We start from the raw sequence: 21,268 nt of genomic DNA, 5'->3' as shown, positions 1-21,268 counted from the left end.
CCTCGCAACACACCAAGAGCGAGGTCGCCTGCAGTAGTGCGAAGGCGTACCGATAGCGTCTTGTTGGAGGGCAATTTTCTTTTGATACTTTTCTTATTAAAAAGAAAAGTATATATCTCTTTTCGCTATACTCTCTCAAAATTACTTCCAAAGACACATCCATGAAAGTAACCCTACACCATTACACACCATTAGTAATCTGTTCCGATGCTATCCGCACCTGTTGGCAAAGTTTTGACAAAAGCGATAACGGAGGAGAGGTAGATCGTGCTCTGATTGATCGCGTCGGCAATAAATTCAAACACGCTTCTACGCTAGAGCATATCGTTTATAACTTCTACATTGAGGGGATCAGCCGTGCCCTGCTCCAAGAGCTTGCACGACACCGCATGGCATCGCTTAGTGTGAAAAGTACCCGATACACCCTCAAAGAACTCAAAGATGAAGCTCCCTTTAGTATTGATCACAAAGAACGGGCTGAGAAATATTTGGTCATGACCGATGTCGAGATGGTAGATGAAATGAGCATAAGAGCGCTCGAAAGCCTCCGTATCGTACTTGCAAGCGGTATCAGCAACGATCGTGCGAAATACTGCCTTCCAGAGAGTTACAAAACCGAATTGACATGGTCGATCAATGCTAGAAGTTTGCAAAACTTTATTTCGCTTCGCAGTGACAAAGCCGCTTTGTGGGAAATCCGTGATTTAGCTCATGCCGTTTTTGAAGCACTTCCGGAAGATCATCGTTATCTGTTCGAAAATTCACTCAAAGAGGATCATACATCATGAAAACTATTTTACTTCTCAGCCTCACAGCGACGATGCTACTTCTCAGCGGATGCGCTGAAAAAGAGATCACTATTAATGGTATGATCTGTCCTGCAGGAAAAACGGAAGACCGTATTCGTGCTGATTTTCAAGAGTGTCGCTACTACGATTTAAAAGCTGCCGGCGAAGCTTCAAAAGCCCCAATTACTGTTGAATGTCAAAAATGTCTCGAAAACAAAGGCTACAAAATCGAGCAATAAACAAGTATTCCTTCGGGAATAGTAGAAATTTAAATTGTGCGGTAAAAGAATAAAAAAGAAGAACGAAAGTGGTGAATAAGACCCTTTCGGGCCCTATTATTTAGAGAGCTGCTTTAGCTTGAGCAGTCAAGGCAGTGAATGCCGCTGCGTCGTTCATAGCTAAATCAGCAAGGATTTTGCGATCAAGTTCGATGTTAGCACGTTTAAGGCCGTTCATGAATACTGAATAGCTCATTCCGTTTAGGCGGCATGCCGCATTGATACGGATAATCCACAATTTACGGAATTCACGTTTTTTCTGTTTACGGTCACGGAACGCGTATACGAGTGAGCGCTCGAGTTGCTCTTTCGCTTTACGGAAATGTTTGTGGCGTGCACTGTAGAAACCACGTGCGAGTTTCAATACTTTTTTATGACGTCTGCGTCTTACGACACCAGTTTTTACTCTTGGCATTTTTTTCCTTTCTTGACCCGGTTCATTTCAATTTTAATGACGGGGTGCCGCTTTGCGGACTTGCCCAGCGTTATGCTGGAGAGTTAATAGGTTATTAGCCTACGATCATCTTTTTGATAGCTTTAACATCTACGTTAGCAACCACTTTAGGGGTGTTTTGCTTGCGTCGAGTTCCAGCATCTTGTTTTGTCAAAATGTGGCTGCGGAACGCTGTACCACGTTTGATCTGACCATTTTTTTTCACTTTAAAGCGCTTTACAGCACCTTTAACCGATTTCATTTTTGGCATCGACTTGATCCTTTCGCAAAAATTCTCTAAACGAGACGCGGATTATACCATAAAAAAACTGTAGATTTTATAATGAGATGGAAGGAGGAGAGACCCTCTGAAGGAGAGAGTCTAAAAAGTTAATGTTTTTTCTCGTCTTTTTTCGGATGAATCATCATATTGCAATAACGTCCTTCCATTGCAGGAGCTTTATACATGCTTCCGATATCTTCAACCATCGGCCATACACGTTCTAAAACAGCAACAGCGGCTTCAGGATGTGCCATTTCACGCCCTTTCAAAAAGACACGAAAATGGACATGTTTCCCCTCTTCAAGGAATTCGCGCGCATGTTTTACTTTGTAACCGACATCGTTATCCGCAATTTTTACCGAAAGTTTGATCTCTTTGACCTCTACTTTGGTTTGTTTTTTACGCGCCTCTTTTTTCTTTTTCTCTTCTTGGTAATGAAACTTACCGTAGTCCATGATTTTGGCAACAGGAGGTTTTGCATCCGGAGAGATGAGAACTAAATCGAGTCCCATTTCGTTTGCTTTGTTCATTGCTTCGTTGATCGAAATGATACCTAATGCTTCACCGCCATCAACCACACAGCGTACTTCAGGGACCCTGATATCTTCATTCATCAGGACTCGGTCTTTTTTATTACTCAAAAATGTACCTCATTAATTTTTTGTTTCACTAAGGAGAGGAAATCCTCTTCGCTTAGATTGTATTGTTCACGTGATCGGCGATCCCGAACCGCGATACTTTTGTTGTTTACCTCTTCATCGCCCAAAACGATGATCATAGGTACACGCCCTTTTTCCGCTGTACGGATACGTTTATTAAGACTTTCATTTTTATCAAAAATCTCAAAATCGGCACCCATATCGATCAATTTATCGGCCAATTCACGTGCATATGCTTCGTGCGCAGGGGCGATCGGAACGATAGCCACTTGCGTCGGAGCGATAAACATTGGGAACTCCCCAGCGTAATGCTCCGTCAATATACCAACAAATCGCTCAAACGAACCTAAAATGGCACGATGAATCATCACCGGTTGAATTTTAGCGTTCTCTTCTCCGTTGTATTCGAGTTCGAAACGAGCCGGAAGGTTAAAATCGAGCTGTATGGTTCCACATTGCCATTCACGCCCAATTGCATCGGTGATTTTGATATCGATTTTGGGGCCGTAAAACGCCCCGCCCCCCTCATCAATCTCATAAGCAAGATTATTTTTCTCCATTGCCGCCTTCAGTGCATTGGTCGAAATTTCCCATACCGCATCATCACCGACCGCTTTTTCAGGTTTGGTTGAGATCATCATTTTGTAGTTGAATTCAAACGTTTTCATGATTTTGTCAACGAAATCGACTACTTCGATGATTTGCTGTTCGATTTGATCCGCCGTACAGAAAATATGTGCATCGTCTTGGGTAAATTCACGTACACGGAACAATCCGTGAAGTGCTCCCGTCATCTCATGGCGATGTACTACACCGTACTCGAAATATTTAAGCGGCAAGTCACGGTACGAATGCAAATCGTGCTCGTACACTTTGATGTGACCGACACAGTTCATCGGTTTAACCCCGAATTCCAGTTCATCAATGTTAGTGAAATACATGTTTTCACCGTAGTTTTGGTAATGTCCGCTCACTTTCCACAAATCACTTCGGAGCATTTCCGGACCGCGTACAGGCTCATAGCCCCGTTTACGATGCGCTTTGAAAAGAAGACTTTCCAATCGTGAACGCATACGCGCACCCGCAGGAAGCCAGATCGGGAATCCCGCACCGACCTCTTCACGGAAAGTAAAAAGTTTCATTTCGGCACCGATTTTGCGGTGATCGCGTTTTTCGGCTTCCGCCATTTGATCAAGATACGCTTTGAGCGACTCTTTGTCGGCAAATGCGATACCGTAAATGCGGGTCAACATCTCATTTTTGCTATCACCGCCTAGATAAGCACCTGAGATCTTGGTAAGTTTAAAATGGCGAATCAACCCTACACTCGGCAAGTGCGGTCCTCGGCATAGATCTTCAAATTCACCTTGTTTATAGATCGATACCGTATCGGAAGGAATACGATCCATGACCGCTTGTTTGAGGTGATCTCCGGCAAATTTTGCCCGTGCTTCCTCTTTCGTAATCTCGTAACGCTCAATTTTTTCTTTGCCTTTGGCGATATCGAGCATCTTTTTCTCGATCGTTTTAAGATCATCTTCCCCAATCGTTTCATTGACTTTGAAATCGTAGTAAAAACCCTCTTTGACCGTTGGTCCGACAAAAAATTTCGCATCGGTGTAGAGTGCTTTAATCGCTTCAGCCATCAAGTGGGCACAAGAGTGTCGAATTACTTCGAGCGATTCCGGAGAGTTGTCGTAAACAATCTCTTCTCCCGTAATTCCAAGTGCCCCGGCAGTTTGTAAATCGATTATTTGATCGTCATGTTTGATCGCAATAATATCCATGGGGTATGCCTCGTATGAGAAAATATCGCGGATTATACGTAAATGTTGATTGGATTAGGATTAAATTTAAAAATTTCGGGGAAAATTAAAAGAAGATGGTGGCCCTAACAGGACTTGAACCTGTGACCACTACCATGTCAAGGTAGTGCTCTACCAACTGAGCTATAGGACCTTATCAATTTGCAAGGGTGAAATTGTACCCTTACGGAAGTTAAATATGACTTAACTCTTGCACGTCTGCGGTCGAAAATTTAAAATCATCAGCCACACTACCGCTATATCGATCATCACATCGGCTGCATTGAAGACCGCGAAATTGAATCCGCAATGCCAATACACGTAATCAACAACTCCGCCATGGATAAACCGATCATAAACATTCGAGAAACCTGCTCCTATCATGATTCCGACCGGAAGCACATAACACTTCTTCTTTAACCAAAGTGTATATCCGACAACCCCGATCAAAAGAGCGATTTGTATCCATTTCAACGACTCCTCTAAAAAGGCAAACATTGAAAAAGCAACCCCTCGATTGTAAACGAGGATCAAATCAATACACTCGGTGTAGTAACGAAATCCTTCAACAAAAAGCCATTTGATATTTTGATCGACGATAAAAACTCCCGCAGCGGCTGCTGCAAGAATAAAAAGAGACCTAAGCATTCAGTGCTTTCTCGAAAAATGCAACCAATTTATCCATCGCTTTTTCCATCACTTTGGCATCTTTGCCTTCAAGCAAAAGACGGAGTTTATTTTCTGTCCCAGAGTAGCGGATCAGATGACGCATGTGGGCACTCTCTATTTTGGCCAGTTCTTCACCCAATCCCTCAATTTGATCCAGCGGTTTTTTCGTTTTGACTTTTATATTGACCAATTTTTGCGGATACAGTTTAAACGGTCGGAGGACTTTGCTCGCTTTTTCACCCGTAGTTAACAACAGAGATAGCACTTGCAGCGCACTCACCAGTCCATCACCCGTTTTTGCATAATCAAGCAATACGATGTGACCGCTTTGTTCCCCACCGAAGTTGATCCCGTTTTCACGCATCACTTCGAGTACATATTTATCCCCTACGTTGGAACGGAAGAGTTTGAGACCATTTTCTGCGAGGGTATCTTCAAGCGCCTGATTACTCATCACGGTTGCAACCACAGCATCACCTTTCAATTTACCGTTTTTATGCAAAAAGAGGGCAAGCGCACCGATGATTTGATCTCCATCCACTTCATCCCCGTTTTCATCCACAACGATAAGGCGATCCGCATCTCCATCGAGTGCTAAGCCGATATCCGCACGGTACTGCTTGACCGCTTCGCGCAAATCTTTGGTGTGCATTGCACCGCACCCCTCGTTGATATTAAATCCGTTTGGTTTGTCGTGCAAGACGATCACTTCGGCACCCAATTCATCGAGTACCGTCGGTCCCACTTTATACCCTGCACCATTTGCCGTATCCAAAACGATTCGAAGCCCCTGAAGTGTCAATTCGCGGCTAAACGAGTTTTTGAGCTGTACGATATAGCGGCCGATAACGTCGTCGATCCGCTTTGCAGCACCGATCTGTCTGCCGGTAACCTGCCCCTCTTCGAGGCGTGCCTTGTCCTGAGCGATCGCTTCGATTTGCGCTTCGATCTCTTCGGAGAGTTTATTTCCCTGAGCGTCAAAAAATTTGATCCCGTTGTCTTCAAACGGGTTGTGGCTTGCCGAGATCATAATTCCCGCATCGCAGCGCATATTCAAGGTCAAGAATGCAATCGCCGGAGTCGGCATCGGTCCGATTTCGATAACATCGTATCCTACCGCCGTCAAACCGCTGACAATGGCATTTTCAATCATATAACCGCTTTTTCGGGTATCTTTACCGAGCAAAATCTTTTTCGTTCGGGCATGTTCACTAAAATAGATTCCTGCCGCCATCGCGACGCGCATCGCTAATTCTGCTGTTAAAAATGAGCCGGCTTCTCCCCGTACTCCATCGGTTCCAAAAAGTTTCATAAATTTTTTCTTCCTTTTTGCAATTAGTTTTTATTTTTTATTTCAGATTCTATAAATTTTAACTTAAATTTAATTCTGTTTAAGATAGTATTCTACCCTAAAAAAAATTCGACAAGGATAAATGCCATGGCAAACCATAAGTCAGCATTGAAACGTATCCGTCAGACGGAAAAACGCACTGAGCGTAACCGATTCTATCGCACACGTATTAAAAACATCGTTAAAGCAGTTCGTAGCGCTGTTGAAGCTGGAAACAAAGACGCAGCAAAAGCGGCTCTCGTTATCGCAAACGCTAATCTTCACAAGTATGTTAGCAAAGGTGTCTTGAAAAAAGAGACTGCTGCACGTAAAGTTAGCCGTCTTCACCTCGCTGTTAACAAAATGGCAGCATAATTTTTGCCCTCCGGGCAAAAAACACCTCTTTAGCATTTTCTCAAAACGCCTCTTTTAGGACATACCTATGTTATCCGAAAAACTCACCCCATTCATCAACCGCTATAATGAACTCACCGAACTGCTCAGTTCTCCGGAAATCGGCAATGATATTAAACGGATGACAGAACTCTCCAAAGAGCAATCATCTATCCAAGCGATTGTCAATAAAGCAACCGAATACAAAAAACTCCTCGAAGATATTGAAGAGAATAAATCGCTTATATTCGATCCGGAGCTCGGAGAGTTGGCAAAAGAGGAGCTAAAATCCCTCGAACCGCAAGTCGAGCCTCTCGAAGAGGAGATCAAAAAACTTCTCATCCCCGCCGATCCGAACGACAAACGCAATATCTATATTGAGTTACGTGCGGGAACGGGAGGCGATGAAGCGGCTATCTTTGTTGGGGATTTGTTTAACGCCTATGTCCGATACGCTGATCTAAGAGGGTGGAAAATCGAGTTGATGAGCACCAGCCCATCAGATGCAGGAGGGTACAAAGAAATTATCGCCCTCATCAAAGGGGAGCAGGTCTACTCCCGTCTCAAATTCGAAGCAGGAGTACATCGTGTTCAGCGTGTCCCTGCGACAGAGTCTCAAGGACGCGTTCATACGTCAGCCATTACGGTTGCGATTATGCCCGAAGTTGATGATGTCGAAATCACGATCAACGAAAACGATTTGAAAATCGACGTTATGCGTTCATCCGGTTCAGGAGGACAAAGCGTCAATACAACCGATTCCGCCGTTCGTATCACCCACTTGCCTACCGGTATTGTCGTGACCAACCAAGATGAAAAATCGCAGCATAAAAATAAAGACAAAGCAATGAAAATTCTCAAAGCCCGTTTGTACGATATGCAAATGGAAGAGGCAAAAGAAAAAGAGATGGCGGAGCGTAAGGAGCAAGTAGGATCAGGAGATCGTTCGGCCCGTATCCGAACCTACAACTATCCTCAGAACCGTATCTCGGATCACCGTATCAATCTAACTCTTTATCGTCTTGATGAGATTATGCAAGGGGGATTAATGGATGATATCATCGAGCCTCTGATTGCCGATGCACAGGCACAGATTATGGAGCGGGCGGGACTATAATATCCTCTCATACTTTTTTGTCCCGCCAAAAAAGTATGCAAAAAAACTCATCTCTCAAGCAAATCGCTTGCGCGACTCTCGCACTCCTGCTTCGCGCGCAGCTTTCTAAGGATGCTTGAGAGATAAATTTAATATTTCCAGGTAGTTTCAAAAACCCCTTTCACTTCCCCTTTAAACGTAATGGTCTCGTCCTCTAATCCAAGATAGAGCGTTTCACCGCTCTTTGGATATACACGAGCGGTATCGGCAACCGCATTTTCAATCGATGCACGATAAAAACACGCTGCCATCCCTGTACCGCAGGCTAATGTCTCATCTTCCACGCCACGTTCATACGTACGTACACGAATCGATCCGTTGCTCTCCACATGGGCGATGTTGACGTTGGCATTGTATTTATAGCGAAGTTCACGTGCCATCGCGATATTAAAATCATTCATATCGGCATCAAACGTCACCAAATGGGGAACTCCCGTATCGATAAGCCACCAGCGCATCTCATACTCCGAAATCGCATCGTTGATAACCTGTGGAGGGGTCAAATCACTTTGTACCATATCCCCCTCAACGGAAGCTTTGATCACCCCCGCACCGGTCAAAAACTCCATTTTTTCACCCGCAAGTCCAAAACGATAGGCATAATGGGCGCACGCACGGCTCCCGTTGCCGCACATCGATGCGCTAGAGCCATCAGCATTGTAAAACTCCCATTCAAAATCGTGCACTTCATGCGGAACAAGAACGATCAATCCATCCGCACCGATACCGTTTTGACGATCACATAAAGTTCGCGCAAGTCCTGAACGATCCGCACCGCTAAACGCATGAAAAATGACGAAATCGTTGCCACTGGCACAGTATTTTGCAATTTGGAGCATGAAAAATCCTTTGAATAATTACGAAATTATACCTTAGGTGCCGGATAGAGTGCTTTAATTGTTTCCACAAACTGTTCACACTCTTGCTGAAGATGTTTGAGATTGGAAGAGTTATCAATTACCCACGTAGCACGATTTTTTTTCTCTTCTATATCCATCTGTGTCTCGATTCGACGCAACAATTCTTCTTCGGAAAATCCGTTCCGTTTCATAAAACGCTCCAACTGCAATATTTTTGGGGTATACACAACGACAGAGTGTTTGATCGGATACGACGATGTTTCAAAAAAGAGGGGAATATCAATCAAATAAGGGTATTTGAGACGATCTTGTTTGTCGCTTTCCACTTCGATAGAGGCACGTATTTTGGGATGCAAAAAGGCTTCGAGATCTTTTTTGGCTATCGGATCGGCAAAAATAACTTTTCCCAATGCAGGACGATCGACTTTAGCATTTTTCACAAACTCTTCACCAAAATGCTCACGTACCCAAGCACTGTTCTCGTCCAAAATGCGATGCGCTATTGTATCGGCATCAATGATACGCAATCCATTCAATCCCAGCAAAGATGCAACGGTACTTTTTCCCGTTGCGATCCCTCCGGTGAGTGCAATAGCATACTCAAATGCCATCAGTTGCGAATTACACCGAGATAATTTTTGCGAATGTATTGCGGCATTGCAAACACTCCGATATGAACATCGCAATTGTAAAATTGCTGCCCTTCGAGAAGATCACTGCGTTGCAAAATCAAATCAGCAGTCGGATGATACTCTTTGGAACACAATAGCAATGTCTCACCCGCGCCATTGTAGTAGGGCATAATGATTTTAAAGTAATTCCCTAAAATCTCCATGTGTTTGGTGTTCGCAGCCACATCGTCAAGATTCGGATGTCGACAAACGATCAAAGCATCCTCTTTGATAATACGATTGATGTGGGCGAATGCAGCACTATCATCGTTTATCGTATCCAAAAGTAACACATCAAAACTCTTGTCGGCAGAATTTCGCAATATTCCAAGAAGATCTTTTGTCTCAGCATATTCAACACTGATATCCCGATAACGGGCCATTTCAATTTTTAGAAGATCACTTTGATCACTGATCACCATAACCGTACGGGGATTTTTGTGGGTACACATCGGAACATGTGTCATCATTTCAGGAGCTGCAAATGTTTTCATTAAAAGGTTTCTCTTCTTATACAATCGGGAATTTTTCAGCGATTGTAACACGCAGAGATTAAAACGCATTGAATATTCTCTTTCGTCTACAAAGATTAAAGAAACGGGGCAAAAGATTTGTTATAATTTGTCAAATATATATCACAAAATGGAGTATTTTTAATGTGCGCTGAAAAAATCCAACGCTTTTTGATGGCTATCGTATTGACCATCGCATTATTTTTGTTTGCAAGCAACCAAATGTTGTACGCTATGATTCTCCAAACCCTTGTTATCGTTATGGTTATCGTTTGGGCAATATTTGATTTTTGCCCTTCTTTGTGGATTTTCAAAAAAGTTTTTGGTAAATGTCCTCAAAAAGATTGATTCCCTAAATTTCCCCTAACCACTCTTTCGTTATAATTCCCTCATTACAACAGATGAGGGACTTCATGAGTCAAATCAGCTATAAAGATGCCGGTGTCGATATCGATGCAGGAAACAGTTTTGTCGAAAATATCAAACCGCTTGTAAAATCAACAGTTATCCCGGGTGTACTGGGCGGAATCGGTTCGTTTGCAGGAGCATTCGAGCTTCCAACAGGATACCGTGAACCGGTGATGCTCGCGGCAACCGACGGTGTCGGAACAAAACTCAAGCTCGCTATCGATTCGGGTATTCATGATACGGTCGGGATCGACTTGGTTGCAATGTGTGTGAACGATTTGATCTGTAATTTCGGAACCCCTTCATTTTTCCTGGATTATTACGCTACCGGCAAGCTCGATGTCACTGCGGCAACAGCGGTCGTAAGCGGTATTGCAGAAGGGTGTCGTCAAGCAGAATGTGCGCTTATCGGCGGTGAAACCGCAGAAATGCCGGGGATGTACCACTCCGATGACTATGATTTGGCAGGTTTTGCTGTCGGTATCGGTGAAAAAAGCGAACTCGATCGTACCGATAAAGTGGCCGCAGGGGATATTTTGATTGCACTTCCAAGCTCTGGATTACACTCTAACGGGTTCTCACTGGCACGCAAAGTATTGTTTGAAAAAATGGGGATGAAATTTGAGGATGATTTTGAAGGAAAACCTTTGATCGAAACACTCCTCACTCCTACACGTATCTATGTCAAAACGTTCAAAGCCCTCAAAAACAAGATCCAAGCTCTTGCACACATCACCGGAGGGGGAATCGTCGAAAATTTTCCACGTGTATTGCCGGAAGGGTTACGCGCCGTTATCACCGAATCTTCAATCCGTGTATTGCCGATTTTTGAGTTGATCGGTCAACATGTCGAACGTCATGAAATGTTCCGTGCATTCAATATGGGTGTCGGAATGATCCTAGTCGTCAAAGAATCGGATGTAGCTGATGTCCTAGCTGCAACAGATGGATACGTTATCGGCCATCTTGAAACAGGCAAACGTGAAGCGGTTTTAGTTTAAACCGTTTCCATTCTCACTTCATTAACATGCTATCACCCTTTTTTATACTATAATAAACCAATTTTCAACAAGGATATCCTATGAATATGAAAACCGTCTCTATTGCCGTTATTTTGGGTGCGGTTGCTATCCAATTTATCCCGTATGGAAAAGACCATACTAATCCTCCGATAATGAGCGAAGTGCAATGGGATTCACCGCGTACCCAAGAACTCTTTAACCGCGCATGTGCCGATTGTCACTCCAATGAGACTAAATATCCATGGTACAGCAATATCGCACCTGTCTCATGGCTTGTTGCTCATGATATTGAAGAGGGACGTGAAAAAATGAATGTCTCTATGATCGGTGTTCAAACGAAAAACAAACTAAAAGATGCCGCTGATGAAGTCAAAGAGGGCGAAATGCCGATACCTCCGTATCTGATTGCACATCCCGAAGCCCGTTTGAGTGATGCAGAGAAAAAAGAGTTGGCTGAGGGGCTTGAAAAAACATTCGGAGTAGAAGAGAAATAAGAGAGAGATTACCCTTCTCTCCCATAGAGCTCGTTATACAGTTTCATTGCGTAACGATCCGACATACTGGCAATATAATCACTGATCACTCTGTGAGTGTTTCGCCGTTCACACTGCTCCAGATAATAACGCGGCAACATCTTCGGTTCTTCCATAAGGGCATTAAACAATCCTATAATCGCCTGTTTGCCTGCAAACATTTTGCGCATAATGTGTTTGTGCTGATACAGTTCCTGATACAACAGTTTTTTGAGTTTTTTGATCTGCGTTTCAAGTTGGGTGTCAAAACCGATCACTATCGGTTCCGATGAAGGTATAACCGAGGCTAACACACGGCTGTTATCAATCTTATCACGTGAGTGTTCCAGAAGGGAATAAACGAGATGGTTGATGAGATGGGAGCTGAAGCGATAACGGAACATCTCATCCTCATCTTCACAAATCCCCTCATCGTACACTTTTTGCAAAATAATCTGAATCAGCTCGGAAGATTTCAATGTTTCAAACGTTATCAATCCTGATGCAATCCCATCATCGATGTCATGGCTGATATAGGCGATTTCATCAGCACGATCGACAATCATCGCCTCTATACTTGGGTGCGTATCGAGGGCGAATGCCTCACGTATTGCCTCGGGCAAAAAAGATTTGTTATAAGGATAGGAGTGTTTTAATATCCCTTCTAGTGTGGCATAAGTAAGATTAAGTCCCAAAAATGCTTTATATCGCTGCTCGAGTTTTGTAACGACTCGAAAACTTTGAAAATTGTGTTCGAATCCGTTTGTAAAACCTCGTTCCTTTAAACATTCATCAAGCGTATCTCCACCGATATGTCCGAATGGAGTATGTCCCAAATCATGTGCAAGAGCGATACTTTCGGCTAATGATTCTTCCAAATCCAAATGAGATGCTATCGAGCGGGCGATTTGACTTACCTCAATGCTGTGTGTCAATCTGGTACGAAAAAAATCACCCTGTGAATTTAAAAACACTTGCGTTTTATACTCCAGTCGACGAAAGCTTCCAGAGTGGATAATACGATCGCGATCACGGGCATACGGGGAGCGAAAATCATCACTGATTGCAAAAAAACGTTGGTTTGGCAGCACAAAAACCCTTTTTGTTAGTGTTATGGCATTATAGCAAGGGAAAGCATATTCAAATAAAATATTTTTTTACACAAAATTAACACTTCTTTTTTACAATGTCAACTCGATTCTCCTTCGATAGTTTGACCGAATCCATCTCCTTCGAGATTCGGTTACTATAATGTTTAACTATCTTCCAAATACTTCTCTATATCAACAAAAAACAAGATATAATATATCATCATAGAAAAGAGGTCCTAAGCATGGATAATAAAATTGAAAAAAAGGTCTCCTCGCTCATTAGTGATACAGCTCGAAACAGTGCAAAAGCCTATCAAAATGAGAATCTAAAAACACGGCGCTACAGAGAGGAAGATTTTTTTAATCAATCTCTGGACTATCGTAATTTTCTGATGGTACCCAATGGATATGAAGGGATCGCAATCAGCTTATATATCCTTATCATCCCTTATATTGCAGGTTTGAGTTTTCTCTACCTATTTGTAGCCCGGGCAAGTTATGAATACTTTTTAGCGTTTAACCTAACCTCATTCGCAGTTATTTGGGCAATCGGATATGAAGTATGTGCGGTAACAATTTTGGTAGGTATCTTTTTGGCATGGATCAAACATATCAACACCCGATGGAACCAAGAAAAAGCACGTAAAATTCCACCTAAAGATCGGTATGGTTTCTAAATACCCACCCTTAAGGTATCTTTGGTACAATTTCACTCTTCCAATCAATGGACAGCTGGCCGAGTGGTCGAAGGCGCACGCCTGGAACGCGTGTATAGGGCAACCTATCTAGGGTTCGAATCCCTAGCTGTCCGCCAGAAACTCCCCTATTTGCGGTAAAAACTCTCAGTGACATTATAGTGCCATGTCTTTGACACCATAAATATCTATCGATTTAAAAAATAATACCGTTTTTTTATTACATCTAAAGCAGCAAGCATTGATTTTGCCACAAAATTGCAACATATTTTCATTATAATAACTATCACGAAAATATACAATCAATAATAAATTTTTATTTAAGGCTTATGATGGTAGAGAGAGAGAGAGAGAGAGAGAGAGAGAGAGAGCACTTTTAAATAATAACCACTATCAAAACCTCTCTTCCTTTGTTTTTTACTCTCTCAACTCTTTATTAGTTCAAAAAACTTTCCAATTAATTCATTCTTCGGCTTTAACCACTTACATTATTAGTAAATTTTGGCATCCCAAACTTATACCTGTTAGATACATCATTGTTCTTCTACCTAAAAACTCAATTACACAATAACAAGGAAAAAAATGAATTTCTTAAACAACATGGCTGTCAAAACAAAGCTCATGCTTTTGACAATTATTACGCTAGCAAGTTTACTCGCTGTTAGTTTATCAGGTAATTATGGTATTAATGCGTGTGGAGATGCACTTATTGAAGTCAGTGAAACACGTCTTCCATCTGTACTCGGACTGGAAATCATCAATGAAGGACAAACTGCTATCAAAGCAAATAGTCTCGAAACACCTATCTATGAGCTAAATTACAATGCAAATAAACAATTTGCTGAGATTGTAAAAAAAGATGCTGAAATTTGGTCGCGCATTGAAAATGGATGGAATATTTATGCACCACTGCCACAAACACCGGAAGAAGCTGAATTGTGGAAACAATTTGAAAAAGAGTGGGCAGCATGGAAACAAGATGCACAAGGTTTAACTAAACTAACTCAAAAACTGGCAGATAATACAAACCCAGAAGTTCAAAAAGCGCTATTTGCTCAATACTATGCTGCCTATGAAGCACAAAGGAAAACTTTTGCAGCGGCAGAATCAACTTTAGGAAAAATCATTGATCTAAATATTGAAGTTGCAAAAGTTGCAAATGATGAAGGAAAAGTAACTATTTCATTCTCAAAAAGTTTGATGTTATCTATCGCTGTTATTGCCATTGCGATCAGTATTCTTTTCTCAACACTTATCACTCGTTCTGTTACAGCATCACTTAATTCGATTCAATCAGGACTCAACGCATTCTTCCGCTTCCTGAATCGAGAGAGCACCAAAGCAGAGCTGATCGATCTAAAATCAGAAGATGAGTTCGGGCAAATGGCAAAAGTGATCAATGAGAACATTACCAGTATCGAAAAAGGGCTTGTAGCGGATGCGAATGCAGTAGCCAATGCGGTACAAGTAGCCAACAGAGTCAAAGCGGGTCACTTGAACGAGCAAATCAATGTCGTTCCAAACAATCCTCAATTGGCAGAACTTCGAAGTGTTCTTAATGAGATGCTTACAGGTCTAAACGGCAATGTCGAAAAAGTATTGAGCGTTCTCAAAGTCTATGCAAACAATGACTTCAATCCACGTGCCGATAAAGCATCACTGCAAGGTGAAGTGGCAAGCTTGATTGATGGAGTCAATAACCTAGGAAACGAGATCTCTACCATGTTGGGTGCATCTCTTCGAAACGGTATGGAACTCCAAGGAGATGCAGGCAGTCTCAAACAAGCGGTAGAAGCACTCTCCACTGCAAGTAACGAACAAGCGGCAAGTCTTGAAGAGACAGCAGCAGCTATGGAAGAGATGACCAGCAACGTTCAACAGAATGCTCAAAAAGCAAACGATATGGCATCTATGGCAGCACAAACCGATGCCAGTGCCAAAGAAGGTGCAGAACTGGCACACAGAACTGCAACCGCTATGACAGAGATCCAAGAGGCGACCAACTCTATCAACAGTGCGGTTGCGATTATTGAGAACATTGCATTCCAAACCAACATCCTCTCACTCAACGCAGCTGTTGAAGCGGCAACTGCAGGAGAAGCAGGAAAAGGATTCGCGGTGGTTGCCCAAGAGGTACGTAACCTGGCTAACCGTTCCGCCGATGCAGCCAAAGAGATCAAAGCTCTTGCAGAACAAGCGGCAAGCAAATCAAGCGAGGGTATGTCAATCGCAACCGAGCTTACACGCGGATTTGAAGTAATTGCCGGTAAGATCGAACAAACAACCATGTTGGTTCAAGATGTAAGCAATGCATCCCGTGAACAGATGCAAGGTATCAGTCAAATCAATACTGCTGTTACCCAACTCGATCAAATGACCCAAGAGAATGCAAAGATTGCTGCTGAAGCGGATAATATCGCAAACAGCACTATCGATAAAGCACAAGCAATGGTTACTGATGCATCCAGCAAAAACTTTGTCGGTAAATCGGATATTCAAGCCTCTGGAATGCATCACAATACTGCACGACCTGCGCATAAACCGGCAGCCCGTTCTGCACACAAAGCAGCTCCGGCTGCCAAACCTGCAACTTTCGTCCCAACCGCTAAAAGCGAAGATGACATCTGGGAAAGCTTCTAAGGACTTTCCACTCAGAGCTACTCATCTATTGAGTAGCTCACCTACCAATTCATACATGAGTCTATAAAGATAGATTTACGTATGAATTATCGCTGATATACGTATTGTCAAAAGGAGTCTCATGAAAATATTGCTTTTAGAAAATACCCATAGCCTTGCTCTCTCAATCAATAGTTTTCTTACAACACTCGGACACAGTGTAAATCACTTTGACGGTAAAGCCGATTTCGTCGAAATGATCCGTTCAGGCCCCTACGATATGTTTTTACTCGATCTGGATGCATCCAATGCCATCTCTGCCAATTGTATCAAGGGGATTGTGAAAATATTCCCCCATACTCCGATCATCCTTTTGAGCGCACATCATAATTTGAATGTAATTGAAAAAGGTCTGGAACTGGGATGCACCGATTATCTTAAAAAACCGTTTGAATTCAAAGAACTCGAACTCAAAATACGTCAACACAACAAACATATCTTTCCGATCAAAAGCTCTCTGATTCATTTGAGTCAACACTATACTTTTGATACCCATACATTCAAACTCTATTACAATAAAGAAGAACAGCCTCTGACCAAAAATGAGAAAGCGCTTCTCGCACTCTTTATGCTCAATAAAAATAAAGTGATTACGGAAGAGCAAATATCATTAGCATTGTGGAATATGCCCTTTGGAGAATCAGCGACAATACGCTCTCACATATCCCGTCTGCGCAAAAAACTCAAAGAAGATTTTATTCATACTTATCGAGGACAAGGTTATGTATGGCTAGATAAAGCTTCATGCTAGGATGATGTGTATTTAAGTGATTGAAAAGAGGTAAACTTCTCCTCCAAAAGGAGGAGAAGACTGTTATTTTGACGGATTTGAGAAATCGTATGTCTTGTCAATATTTACAACACTTTTCGGAGCTACATTGCCGACAATGTTTTTAAGATCGGTCGGTTGCGGTGCCGGTGGCATGGTTGCTTTGATAGTCGGTGTAATCGTTAATCCAAAAGGCTTGAGTGCATTTTGTACTTCGATTTGTCCGATACGAGCAAGTTCTGATGCTTGCCCAACTACACGCTGCGCCTCTTGAGGACTGTGGAATCCGGTTGAGTTTTCACTGAAAACAAAATCCCAGCGCATGCTTGCTTTGCGATGTGCGTCAAGTGCTTTTGAGAGAACTTTATTGATCTCTTTTGTTTTTTCATCAGGATCTGAAATGCTTGCAAATTTAGGTTGTTTTTCGAGTAATGCTCGAGCTGCTTTGATGTCCGTGATCAATGCAACAATGCCATTTTCTGCATTTCGAAGTCCGTTTGCTGTTGTTGTCTGAATATAGCGTACTTTTTCTTTTAGCTGTTCTTCGGTTTGACCTGAGTGACAACTGCGGCATGCATTATTCAGATTGTTCATCGGTGATGCGATTTTGTGATTAGATACTTTTTGGCTTCCGACACGTTCATAGGCCATATGACAATCGGCACAACCTACACCGCTGCGAGCATGTACACTGCTGGAATACATTTCGGTTTCCGGATGTTGCATTTTGAGCATAGGTGCTTTTGTCTCTTTATGAGTCCAGTCTTGAGGGAAATCTTTTTTGTTCTTTTCGTAATACGCTTCGATATTCTCGATACGGAGAGGTTCACCTTTTTTCCACTCTGTCCATGGGAACGTCAAGACTTTTTTGTCTCCTTGGAAATAGTATTCAACGTGACATTGTTGGCAAACGTGAGAGCGCATCTCTTGACGGCTGGCCTTTATACCTTTTTCTGAATCGGCTTCATATCCGCGTGTTACCATTGCATTGATATAGGCTTGACGTGTGACACGAAGCGACATATCTTTTGGATTGTGACAGTCTGCACACGTTGATCCCATTTTTGAACCGTGTATTGAATCGCCATGATCTTTTTCAAGTTTTTTGACAATATCCCAATACGGAGTTGAATTGAATTTTTCCCATCCCATCTCTTTGATCAGTTTTGGAGCCCAGCCGCTATGACAGTTCATACAAGCACCCGGCTGTCCTTTGAAAGCAGGAAATCCATGTGCATTGAGATACTCTTTGTTATTGCGTTTGGTTTCAAACTGATCGATTTGAGTGTAAAAGTGTCCGCGTTCTTCGTTAAAATCAGCCGAAAACGGATATCCGGCCCACATTTGCGTTAACTGAGGATAGCGATTGAGTTTGCTGTAAGGATTACTTCCGCCAAAATCGGTCGTTAGGTTCATGTCCTTGGTTTGCTCATACATTTCAAGTTGCGTTGGGAAATTTTGTCCCCATGCAGCAAAATCGACGTTATTATCATCGATTTTTGTCACCATGAAAAGAGGTTTTTCCCCTTCTGCTTGTTTGATATTGATATCTTTATACAACAAAAATGTACCGGCAGAGAGGAGTATACCCGCGCACAGTGTTGCAATAAGCCATTTTTTAGGCACCATAGATTTTCCTCCTAAAAGTTAATGTGCAGGATTTGGATGACAAGACAAACACCGTAACGGTTCTTGCTTATTATCAAGTCCTGCAGGATGAGATGCGATTGAATCATGACAGCGGATACAATTATCCTGTGCTATCTTTTTGGTCGATTCTTTAGCTTCAAAGACTATAGGGAGCTCTTTGTCCAAAGTAAAGGCCTTGCTGTGGTTAAAACCATTGATCGCTTTTGTCGTCCATTTCCCAATAAAATTATGGGGTGTATGGCAATCGTTACAGGTGGCTACATGACGGTGCCCGCCATGAGACCATTTGTCATACACTTGATTCATTGAATGACAATTTATACACGCTTCCGGAGAATTGCTCATGTATGAAAGCCCCTTCGCTTCATAGAAGGTGACACTGCCTGATCCAATAAACCATCCGACAACAAAAAGAGACGCCAAAATCAAAAGAACCTTTTGTTCTGTACCCAACTGTCTCAAACGGATATTTCCTTTGCATGGGATTGGCTTGCTTTCCCAATTGAGGGTTAGAGCAAAGCTTCAAAGAGTGTAGCATGAATGAATATTCATTCACTTGATCTAAGTCAAGAAAATTATTTGTGTTAAAACAAAAGGGGAGAGAAGTTATAGATGGTCAATATATCAGAAAAAAGTGGACACCCAAGTGGTCAATGTATAAAACTTAAAGTGCTTGAAAGTACGGCGAATAGGGATTTTAAAGTGGTGACCCCAAGGGGATTCGAACCCCTATGGCCAGAATGAAAATCTGGAATCCTAACCATTAGATGATGGGGCCACGTAAGTGGCTGATAAGTGGTGTCCCGTGATGGATTCGAACCATCGACCCCCTCATTAAAAGTGAGATGCTCTACCGGCTGAGCTAACGAGACATAAACGCAATAAACTGTTCCAGCACAATTTATGGACGGGAATTATAGCGGTTTGATCCTTTTTTGTCAATAGGAACAAACCAAAATGTGAAATTTAGAAGAGATAATCAGCGATAATCCGAACGTTTGTCTCATCATAGGCTTTGTTTTTGTAAAGGGTGGTACTTCCGCTTACATAATCGATTAGGGCAAGACGGGTGCGTAATCGAAACGCTTTGGTCGGTTGATAGGTGGCATCGATATTGTATTCGTCCGAATCTGGGCGCGGATTGAGTGTCAGAGAATGTGGATCGGATTGCACCGAATCGCTTTGATCGATGTGCATGTATTTGCCAGAGATCTCAAATGTCGATGCCGGACGATAGGTGAGTACACCTCCGTACGCTTGTGCATGGGCATTTTCACTCTCTCCGTCGATTTGCAGATCGGTGTAGGTGATAAATCCTCCCCATCCCATTTTTTCGTATCGTCCTCCGCTCCCGAGCAAACTTTGATCTCCTATCCGGGTGTACAGAGCGCTCAGACTCCATTCACCTTTGCTCACGGATCCGCGCAATCCCAGTAGATAGGTGTCGATATTTCCTGCGACTTTGTTACCGATATTGCGTTCATTCAAATATTGCAATGCTCCCGAGACGGTTGTCCCCTCGGAAGATTTCCATAGCTCGTTATGGATCATTTGTAGATATGGAGCATTCATCACATCACGCACATAGGTGTCATAAAGTTCGATTTTATATGCAGGTATAGGGGAAAAGATCGCTCCGAGCACGGCGATATCGCGATCTACTCCGTACGTATAGGTTGGTGAGACAAAAGTATCGGAGCCTTTGTATTTCCATCCCGTAATGTAGGCTCCTTTGAATATCATGTTCGAGAGAGAACGATTCTCGATACTGAGTGCTTCGAAACTGTTGGGGAGCATCCGATTGTAATAATCATTTGCCAGAGGGAGATCAAGCCTCTGACGACCGTATTTGATCAAAGTATCATGCGCGCTGTATTGCAGATACGCTTCGCCCAGAGTGTTGATGGAACTGCCATCAAGATTGAGGTTATGGGTCTGTCCTGATTCGCTCATGTGGGTAAGGGAGGTAATGCCGTTGCTCGAAAAGAGTGAAACTCCACCGCTAACTCCCTCATACGGAGCCGTTTTATAGCTCAAAATTCCCCCAACGGTGAGTGCGGTTCGGTCGATGCGAAGTTCACGATTCCCGTCGTACCAAAATCCGCGGAGGTTTCCGCTCACTTGTCCCTGGGTGAAAATATTCTCCAAACTCTCTCCTGAACAGACGGTCGTAAGGAGTATCGATACTAAAAGTGAATGTTTAATCATCCTTTATTTTCCTTGTTGCACATCTTTGAGTTTTTGTAAGAATCCTTCTGGAGATGCCCCTCCTACCATCATACGCCCTATTTGCTTTCCGTTTGCATCCAGAAAATAATAGGTCGGTGTGCCAAACACCTGATATCCGTATTTGTCGGGATGTTCTGAAATATCGATTTCAATGGGTATAAAAAAGGTTTTGATGTATTCGGAGACATCGTCATTTTCATAGACGGTTTTTTTCATGTAGTTACACATTTTGCATGTTTTGGATGAAAACATGACCATGAGGATTTTATGCTCTTTTTTGGCTTTTGCCAATCCTTGCTCATACGAAGGTGCCCAATCGAGTTCGGCAAAAAGTGAACTGCTGATGAGCAAGAGGGCTAAGATAATTTTTTTCATA

At 42.6% G+C, this 21,268-nt stretch carries 24 protein-coding genes and 4 tRNA genes; 11 read left to right on the top strand and 17 right to left on the bottom strand.

Annotated elements, in window-relative coordinates; genetic code table 11:
- Nucleotides 1–161: 161 nt before the first annotated feature.
- On the top strand, nucleotides 162–788 hold the full coding sequence (gene thyX / locus CJD30_RS01280) for an FAD-dependent thymidylate synthase (RefSeq protein ID WP_294915521.1): 627 nt from the start codon (nucleotides 162–164) through the stop codon (nucleotides 786–788).
- Complete coding sequence (locus tag CJD30_RS01275; RefSeq protein ID WP_294915520.1) at nucleotides 785–1,027, top strand: hypothetical protein; 243 nt, start codon at nucleotides 785–787, stop codon at nucleotides 1,025–1,027. Before thyX ends, CJD30_RS01275 begins: the two co-directional genes overlap by 4 nt.
- Nucleotides 1,028–1,127: 100 nt before the next feature.
- On the opposite strand, the gene rplT is transcribed toward CJD30_RS01275, so the two are convergent.
- The 7 genes from rplT to glmM form a co-directional block, all read right to left on the bottom strand.
- Nucleotides 1,128–1,481: a 50S ribosomal protein L20 gene (rplT, locus tag CJD30_RS01270; protein ID WP_294915519.1), complete on the bottom strand. Its 354-nt coding sequence runs from the start codon at nucleotides 1,479–1,481 to the stop codon at nucleotides 1,128–1,130.
- A 94-nt stretch (nucleotides 1,482–1,575) separates the two neighbouring features.
- The gene (gene rpmI, locus CJD30_RS01265) at nucleotides 1,576–1,770 is read right to left on the bottom strand and encodes a 50S ribosomal protein L35 (protein WP_294915518.1); all 195 of its coding nucleotides are present in this window, start codon (nucleotides 1,768–1,770) and stop codon (nucleotides 1,576–1,578) included.
- 119 nt (nucleotides 1,771–1,889) lie between these two features.
- On the bottom strand, nucleotides 1,890–2,423 hold the full coding sequence (gene infC, locus CJD30_RS01260) for a translation initiation factor IF-3 (RefSeq protein ID WP_294915516.1): 534 nt from the start codon (nucleotides 2,421–2,423) through the stop codon (nucleotides 1,890–1,892).
- The gene (gene thrS, locus CJD30_RS01255; protein ID WP_294915514.1) at nucleotides 2,420–4,228 is read right to left on the bottom strand and encodes a threonine--tRNA ligase; all 1,809 of its coding nucleotides are present in this window, start codon (nucleotides 4,226–4,228) and stop codon (nucleotides 2,420–2,422) included. Before thrS ends, infC begins: the two co-directional genes overlap by 4 nt.
- A gap of 96 nt (nucleotides 4,229–4,324) precedes the next feature.
- Nucleotides 4,325–4,400, bottom strand: a tRNA-Val gene (locus CJD30_RS01250).
- A gap of 50 nt (nucleotides 4,401–4,450) precedes the next feature.
- A complete protein-coding gene (gene lspA, locus CJD30_RS01245) occupies nucleotides 4,451–4,894 on the bottom strand; it encodes a signal peptidase II (protein ID WP_294915512.1) in 444 nt (147 codons plus the stop codon).
- Nucleotides 4,887–6,227, bottom strand: coding sequence for a phosphoglucosamine mutase (glmM, locus tag CJD30_RS01240; RefSeq protein ID WP_294915510.1), 1,341 nt, complete (start codon nucleotides 6,225–6,227; stop codon nucleotides 4,887–4,889). The genes lspA and glmM overlap by 8 nt, the downstream gene beginning before the upstream one ends.
- 126 nt (nucleotides 6,228–6,353) lie before the next feature.
- On the opposite strand from glmM, the gene rpsT reads away from it, so the two are divergent.
- The gene (gene rpsT, locus CJD30_RS01235) at nucleotides 6,354–6,620 is read left to right on the top strand and encodes a 30S ribosomal protein S20 (RefSeq protein ID WP_294915508.1); all 267 of its coding nucleotides are present in this window, start codon (nucleotides 6,354–6,356) and stop codon (nucleotides 6,618–6,620) included.
- A gap of 67 nt (nucleotides 6,621–6,687) precedes the next feature.
- A complete protein-coding gene (gene prfA / locus CJD30_RS01230) occupies nucleotides 6,688–7,755 on the top strand; it encodes a peptide chain release factor 1 (RefSeq protein WP_294915507.1) in 1,068 nt (355 codons plus the stop codon).
- Nucleotides 7,756–7,883: 128 nt separating this feature from the next.
- Here the strand turns inward: prfA and dapF are convergent, their stop codons facing one another.
- From dapF to CJD30_RS01215, 3 genes are read right to left on the bottom strand one after another with little or no spacing between them, the layout of a single operon-like run.
- Nucleotides 7,884–8,633, bottom strand: coding sequence for a diaminopimelate epimerase (gene dapF, locus CJD30_RS01225; RefSeq protein ID WP_294915505.1), 750 nt, complete (start codon nucleotides 8,631–8,633; stop codon nucleotides 7,884–7,886).
- A 26-nt stretch (nucleotides 8,634–8,659) separates the two neighbouring features.
- Entirely contained in the window at nucleotides 8,660–9,265 is a 606-nt protein-coding gene (coaE, locus tag CJD30_RS01220) for a dephospho-CoA kinase (RefSeq protein WP_294915503.1), read from the bottom strand.
- A complete protein-coding gene (locus CJD30_RS01215; protein WP_294915501.1) occupies nucleotides 9,265–9,819 on the bottom strand; it encodes a spermidine synthase in 555 nt (184 codons plus the stop codon). Before CJD30_RS01215 ends, coaE begins: the two co-directional genes overlap by 1 nt.
- Nucleotides 9,820–9,981: 162 nt before the next feature.
- On the opposite strand from CJD30_RS01215, the gene CJD30_RS01210 reads away from it, so the two are divergent.
- From CJD30_RS01210 to CJD30_RS01200, 3 genes are all read left to right on the top strand, one after another.
- Nucleotides 9,982–10,185, top strand: coding sequence for a phosphoribosylaminoimidazole synthetase (locus tag CJD30_RS01210; RefSeq protein ID WP_294915499.1), 204 nt, complete (start codon nucleotides 9,982–9,984; stop codon nucleotides 10,183–10,185).
- Nucleotides 10,186–10,250: 65 nt separating this feature from the next.
- Nucleotides 10,251–11,246, top strand: coding sequence for a phosphoribosylformylglycinamidine cyclo-ligase (gene purM, locus CJD30_RS01205; RefSeq protein ID WP_294915497.1), 996 nt, complete (start codon nucleotides 10,251–10,253; stop codon nucleotides 11,244–11,246).
- Between the two features lie 80 nt (nucleotides 11,247–11,326).
- On the top strand, nucleotides 11,327–11,761 hold the full coding sequence (locus CJD30_RS01200; protein ID WP_294915495.1) for a heme-binding domain-containing protein: 435 nt from the start codon (nucleotides 11,327–11,329) through the stop codon (nucleotides 11,759–11,761).
- An 8-nt stretch (nucleotides 11,762–11,769) separates the two neighbouring features.
- Here the strand turns inward: CJD30_RS01200 and CJD30_RS01195 are convergent, their stop codons facing one another.
- On the bottom strand, nucleotides 11,770–12,870 hold the full coding sequence (locus CJD30_RS01195; protein WP_294915493.1) for a deoxyguanosinetriphosphate triphosphohydrolase: 1,101 nt from the start codon (nucleotides 12,868–12,870) through the stop codon (nucleotides 11,770–11,772).
- A 242-nt stretch (nucleotides 12,871–13,112) separates the two neighbouring features.
- On the opposite strand from CJD30_RS01195, the gene CJD30_RS01190 reads away from it, so the two are divergent.
- The 4 genes from CJD30_RS01190 to CJD30_RS01175 all read left to right on the top strand — a co-directional run bounded on the left by CJD30_RS01190 (nucleotide 13,113) and on the right by CJD30_RS01175 (nucleotide 16,995).
- Nucleotides 13,113–13,547: a hypothetical protein gene (locus tag CJD30_RS01190; RefSeq protein WP_294915490.1), complete on the top strand. Its 435-nt coding sequence runs from the start codon at nucleotides 13,113–13,115 to the stop codon at nucleotides 13,545–13,547.
- Between the two features lie 49 nt (nucleotides 13,548–13,596).
- Nucleotides 13,597–13,684: transfer RNA gene (locus tag CJD30_RS01185), tRNA-Ser, on the top strand.
- A 463-nt stretch (nucleotides 13,685–14,147) separates the two neighbouring features.
- On the top strand, nucleotides 14,148–16,205 hold the full coding sequence (locus CJD30_RS01180) for a methyl-accepting chemotaxis protein (protein ID WP_294915488.1): 2,058 nt from the start codon (nucleotides 14,148–14,150) through the stop codon (nucleotides 16,203–16,205).
- Nucleotides 16,206–16,326: 121 nt separating this feature from the next.
- The gene (locus CJD30_RS01175) at nucleotides 16,327–16,995 is read left to right on the top strand and encodes a response regulator transcription factor (RefSeq protein WP_294915486.1); all 669 of its coding nucleotides are present in this window, start codon (nucleotides 16,327–16,329) and stop codon (nucleotides 16,993–16,995) included.
- Between the two features lie 63 nt (nucleotides 16,996–17,058).
- Here CJD30_RS01175 and CJD30_RS01170 read toward each other — a convergent pair whose 3' ends face one another.
- From CJD30_RS01170 to CJD30_RS01145, 6 genes are all read right to left on the bottom strand, one after another.
- On the bottom strand, nucleotides 17,059–18,642 hold the full coding sequence (locus tag CJD30_RS01170; protein ID WP_294915484.1) for an ammonia-forming cytochrome c nitrite reductase subunit c552: 1,584 nt from the start codon (nucleotides 18,640–18,642) through the stop codon (nucleotides 17,059–17,061).
- Between the two features lie 18 nt (nucleotides 18,643–18,660).
- On the bottom strand, nucleotides 18,661–19,125 hold the full coding sequence (gene nrfH / locus CJD30_RS01165) for a cytochrome c nitrite reductase small subunit (RefSeq protein ID WP_294915482.1): 465 nt from the start codon (nucleotides 19,123–19,125) through the stop codon (nucleotides 18,661–18,663).
- 241 nt (nucleotides 19,126–19,366) lie between these two features.
- Nucleotides 19,367–19,441 (bottom strand) — tRNA-Glu (locus CJD30_RS01160).
- Nucleotides 19,442–19,459: 18 nt separating this feature from the next.
- Nucleotides 19,460–19,535: transfer RNA gene (locus CJD30_RS01155), tRNA-Lys, on the bottom strand.
- A gap of 94 nt (nucleotides 19,536–19,629) precedes the next feature.
- On the bottom strand, nucleotides 19,630–20,871 hold the full coding sequence (locus CJD30_RS01150) for an OprD family outer membrane porin (RefSeq protein WP_294915480.1): 1,242 nt from the start codon (nucleotides 20,869–20,871) through the stop codon (nucleotides 19,630–19,632).
- A gap of 3 nt (nucleotides 20,872–20,874) precedes the next feature.
- The gene (locus tag CJD30_RS01145; protein ID WP_294915478.1) at nucleotides 20,875–21,267 is read right to left on the bottom strand and encodes a thioredoxin fold domain-containing protein; all 393 of its coding nucleotides are present in this window, start codon (nucleotides 21,265–21,267) and stop codon (nucleotides 20,875–20,877) included.
- Between the last annotated feature and the right edge of the window lies 1 nt (nucleotide 21,268).

It is taken from the genome of Sulfuricurvum sp. PD_MW2, from assembly GCF_002633015.1.
GTDB lineage: Bacteria > Campylobacterota > Campylobacteria > Campylobacterales > Sulfurimonadaceae > Sulfuricurvum.
Note: the sequence above shows the minus strand (reverse complement) of the source record. Positions and strands in the feature narration are given on the sequence as shown.

Coding starts and splice junctions, on each gene's coding strand:
- thyX (WP_294915521.1), top strand. CDS start 162: ATGAAAGTAACCCTACACCATTACACACCATTAGTAATCTGTTCCGAT.
- CJD30_RS01275 (WP_294915520.1), top strand. CDS start 785: ATGAAAACTATTTTACTTCTCAGCCTCACAGCGACGATGCTACTTCTC.
- rplT (WP_294915519.1), bottom strand. CDS start 1,481: ATGCCAAGAGTAAAAACTGGTGTCGTAAGACGCAGACGTCATAAAAAA.
- rpmI (WP_294915518.1), bottom strand. CDS start 1,770: ATGCCAAAAATGAAATCGGTTAAAGGTGCTGTAAAGCGCTTTAAAGTG.
- thrS (WP_294915514.1), bottom strand. CDS start 4,228: ATGGATATTATTGCGATCAAACATGACGATCAAATAATCGATTTACAA.
- lspA (WP_294915512.1), bottom strand. CDS start 4,894: ATGCTTAGGTCTCTTTTTATTCTTGCAGCAGCCGCTGCGGGAGTTTTT.
- glmM (WP_294915510.1), bottom strand. CDS start 6,227: ATGAAACTTTTTGGAACCGATGGAGTACGGGGAGAAGCCGGCTCATTT.
- rpsT (WP_294915508.1), top strand. CDS start 6,354: ATGGCAAACCATAAGTCAGCATTGAAACGTATCCGTCAGACGGAAAAA.
- prfA (WP_294915507.1), top strand. CDS start 6,688: ATGTTATCCGAAAAACTCACCCCATTCATCAACCGCTATAATGAACTC.
- dapF (WP_294915505.1), bottom strand. CDS start 8,633: ATGCTCCAAATTGCAAAATACTGTGCCAGTGGCAACGATTTCGTCATT.
- coaE (WP_294915503.1), bottom strand. CDS start 9,265: ATGGCATTTGAGTATGCTATTGCACTCACCGGAGGGATCGCAACGGGA.
- CJD30_RS01215 (WP_294915501.1), bottom strand. CDS start 9,819: ATGAAAACATTTGCAGCTCCTGAAATGATGACACATGTTCCGATGTGT.
- CJD30_RS01210 (WP_294915499.1), top strand. CDS start 9,982: ATGTGCGCTGAAAAAATCCAACGCTTTTTGATGGCTATCGTATTGACC.
- purM (WP_294915497.1), top strand. CDS start 10,251: ATGAGTCAAATCAGCTATAAAGATGCCGGTGTCGATATCGATGCAGGA.
- CJD30_RS01200 (WP_294915495.1), top strand. CDS start 11,327: ATGAATATGAAAACCGTCTCTATTGCCGTTATTTTGGGTGCGGTTGCT.
- CJD30_RS01190 (WP_294915490.1), top strand. CDS start 13,113: ATGGATAATAAAATTGAAAAAAAGGTCTCCTCGCTCATTAGTGATACA.
- CJD30_RS01180 (WP_294915488.1), top strand. CDS start 14,148: ATGAATTTCTTAAACAACATGGCTGTCAAAACAAAGCTCATGCTTTTG.
- CJD30_RS01175 (WP_294915486.1), top strand. CDS start 16,327: ATGAAAATATTGCTTTTAGAAAATACCCATAGCCTTGCTCTCTCAATC.
- CJD30_RS01170 (WP_294915484.1), bottom strand. CDS start 18,642: ATGGTGCCTAAAAAATGGCTTATTGCAACACTGTGCGCGGGTATACTC.
- CJD30_RS01150 (WP_294915480.1), bottom strand. CDS start 20,871: ATGATTAAACATTCACTTTTAGTATCGATACTCCTTACGACCGTCTGT.
- CJD30_RS01145 (WP_294915478.1), bottom strand. CDS start 21,267: ATGAAAAAAATTATCTTAGCCCTCTTGCTCATCAGCAGTTCACTTTTT.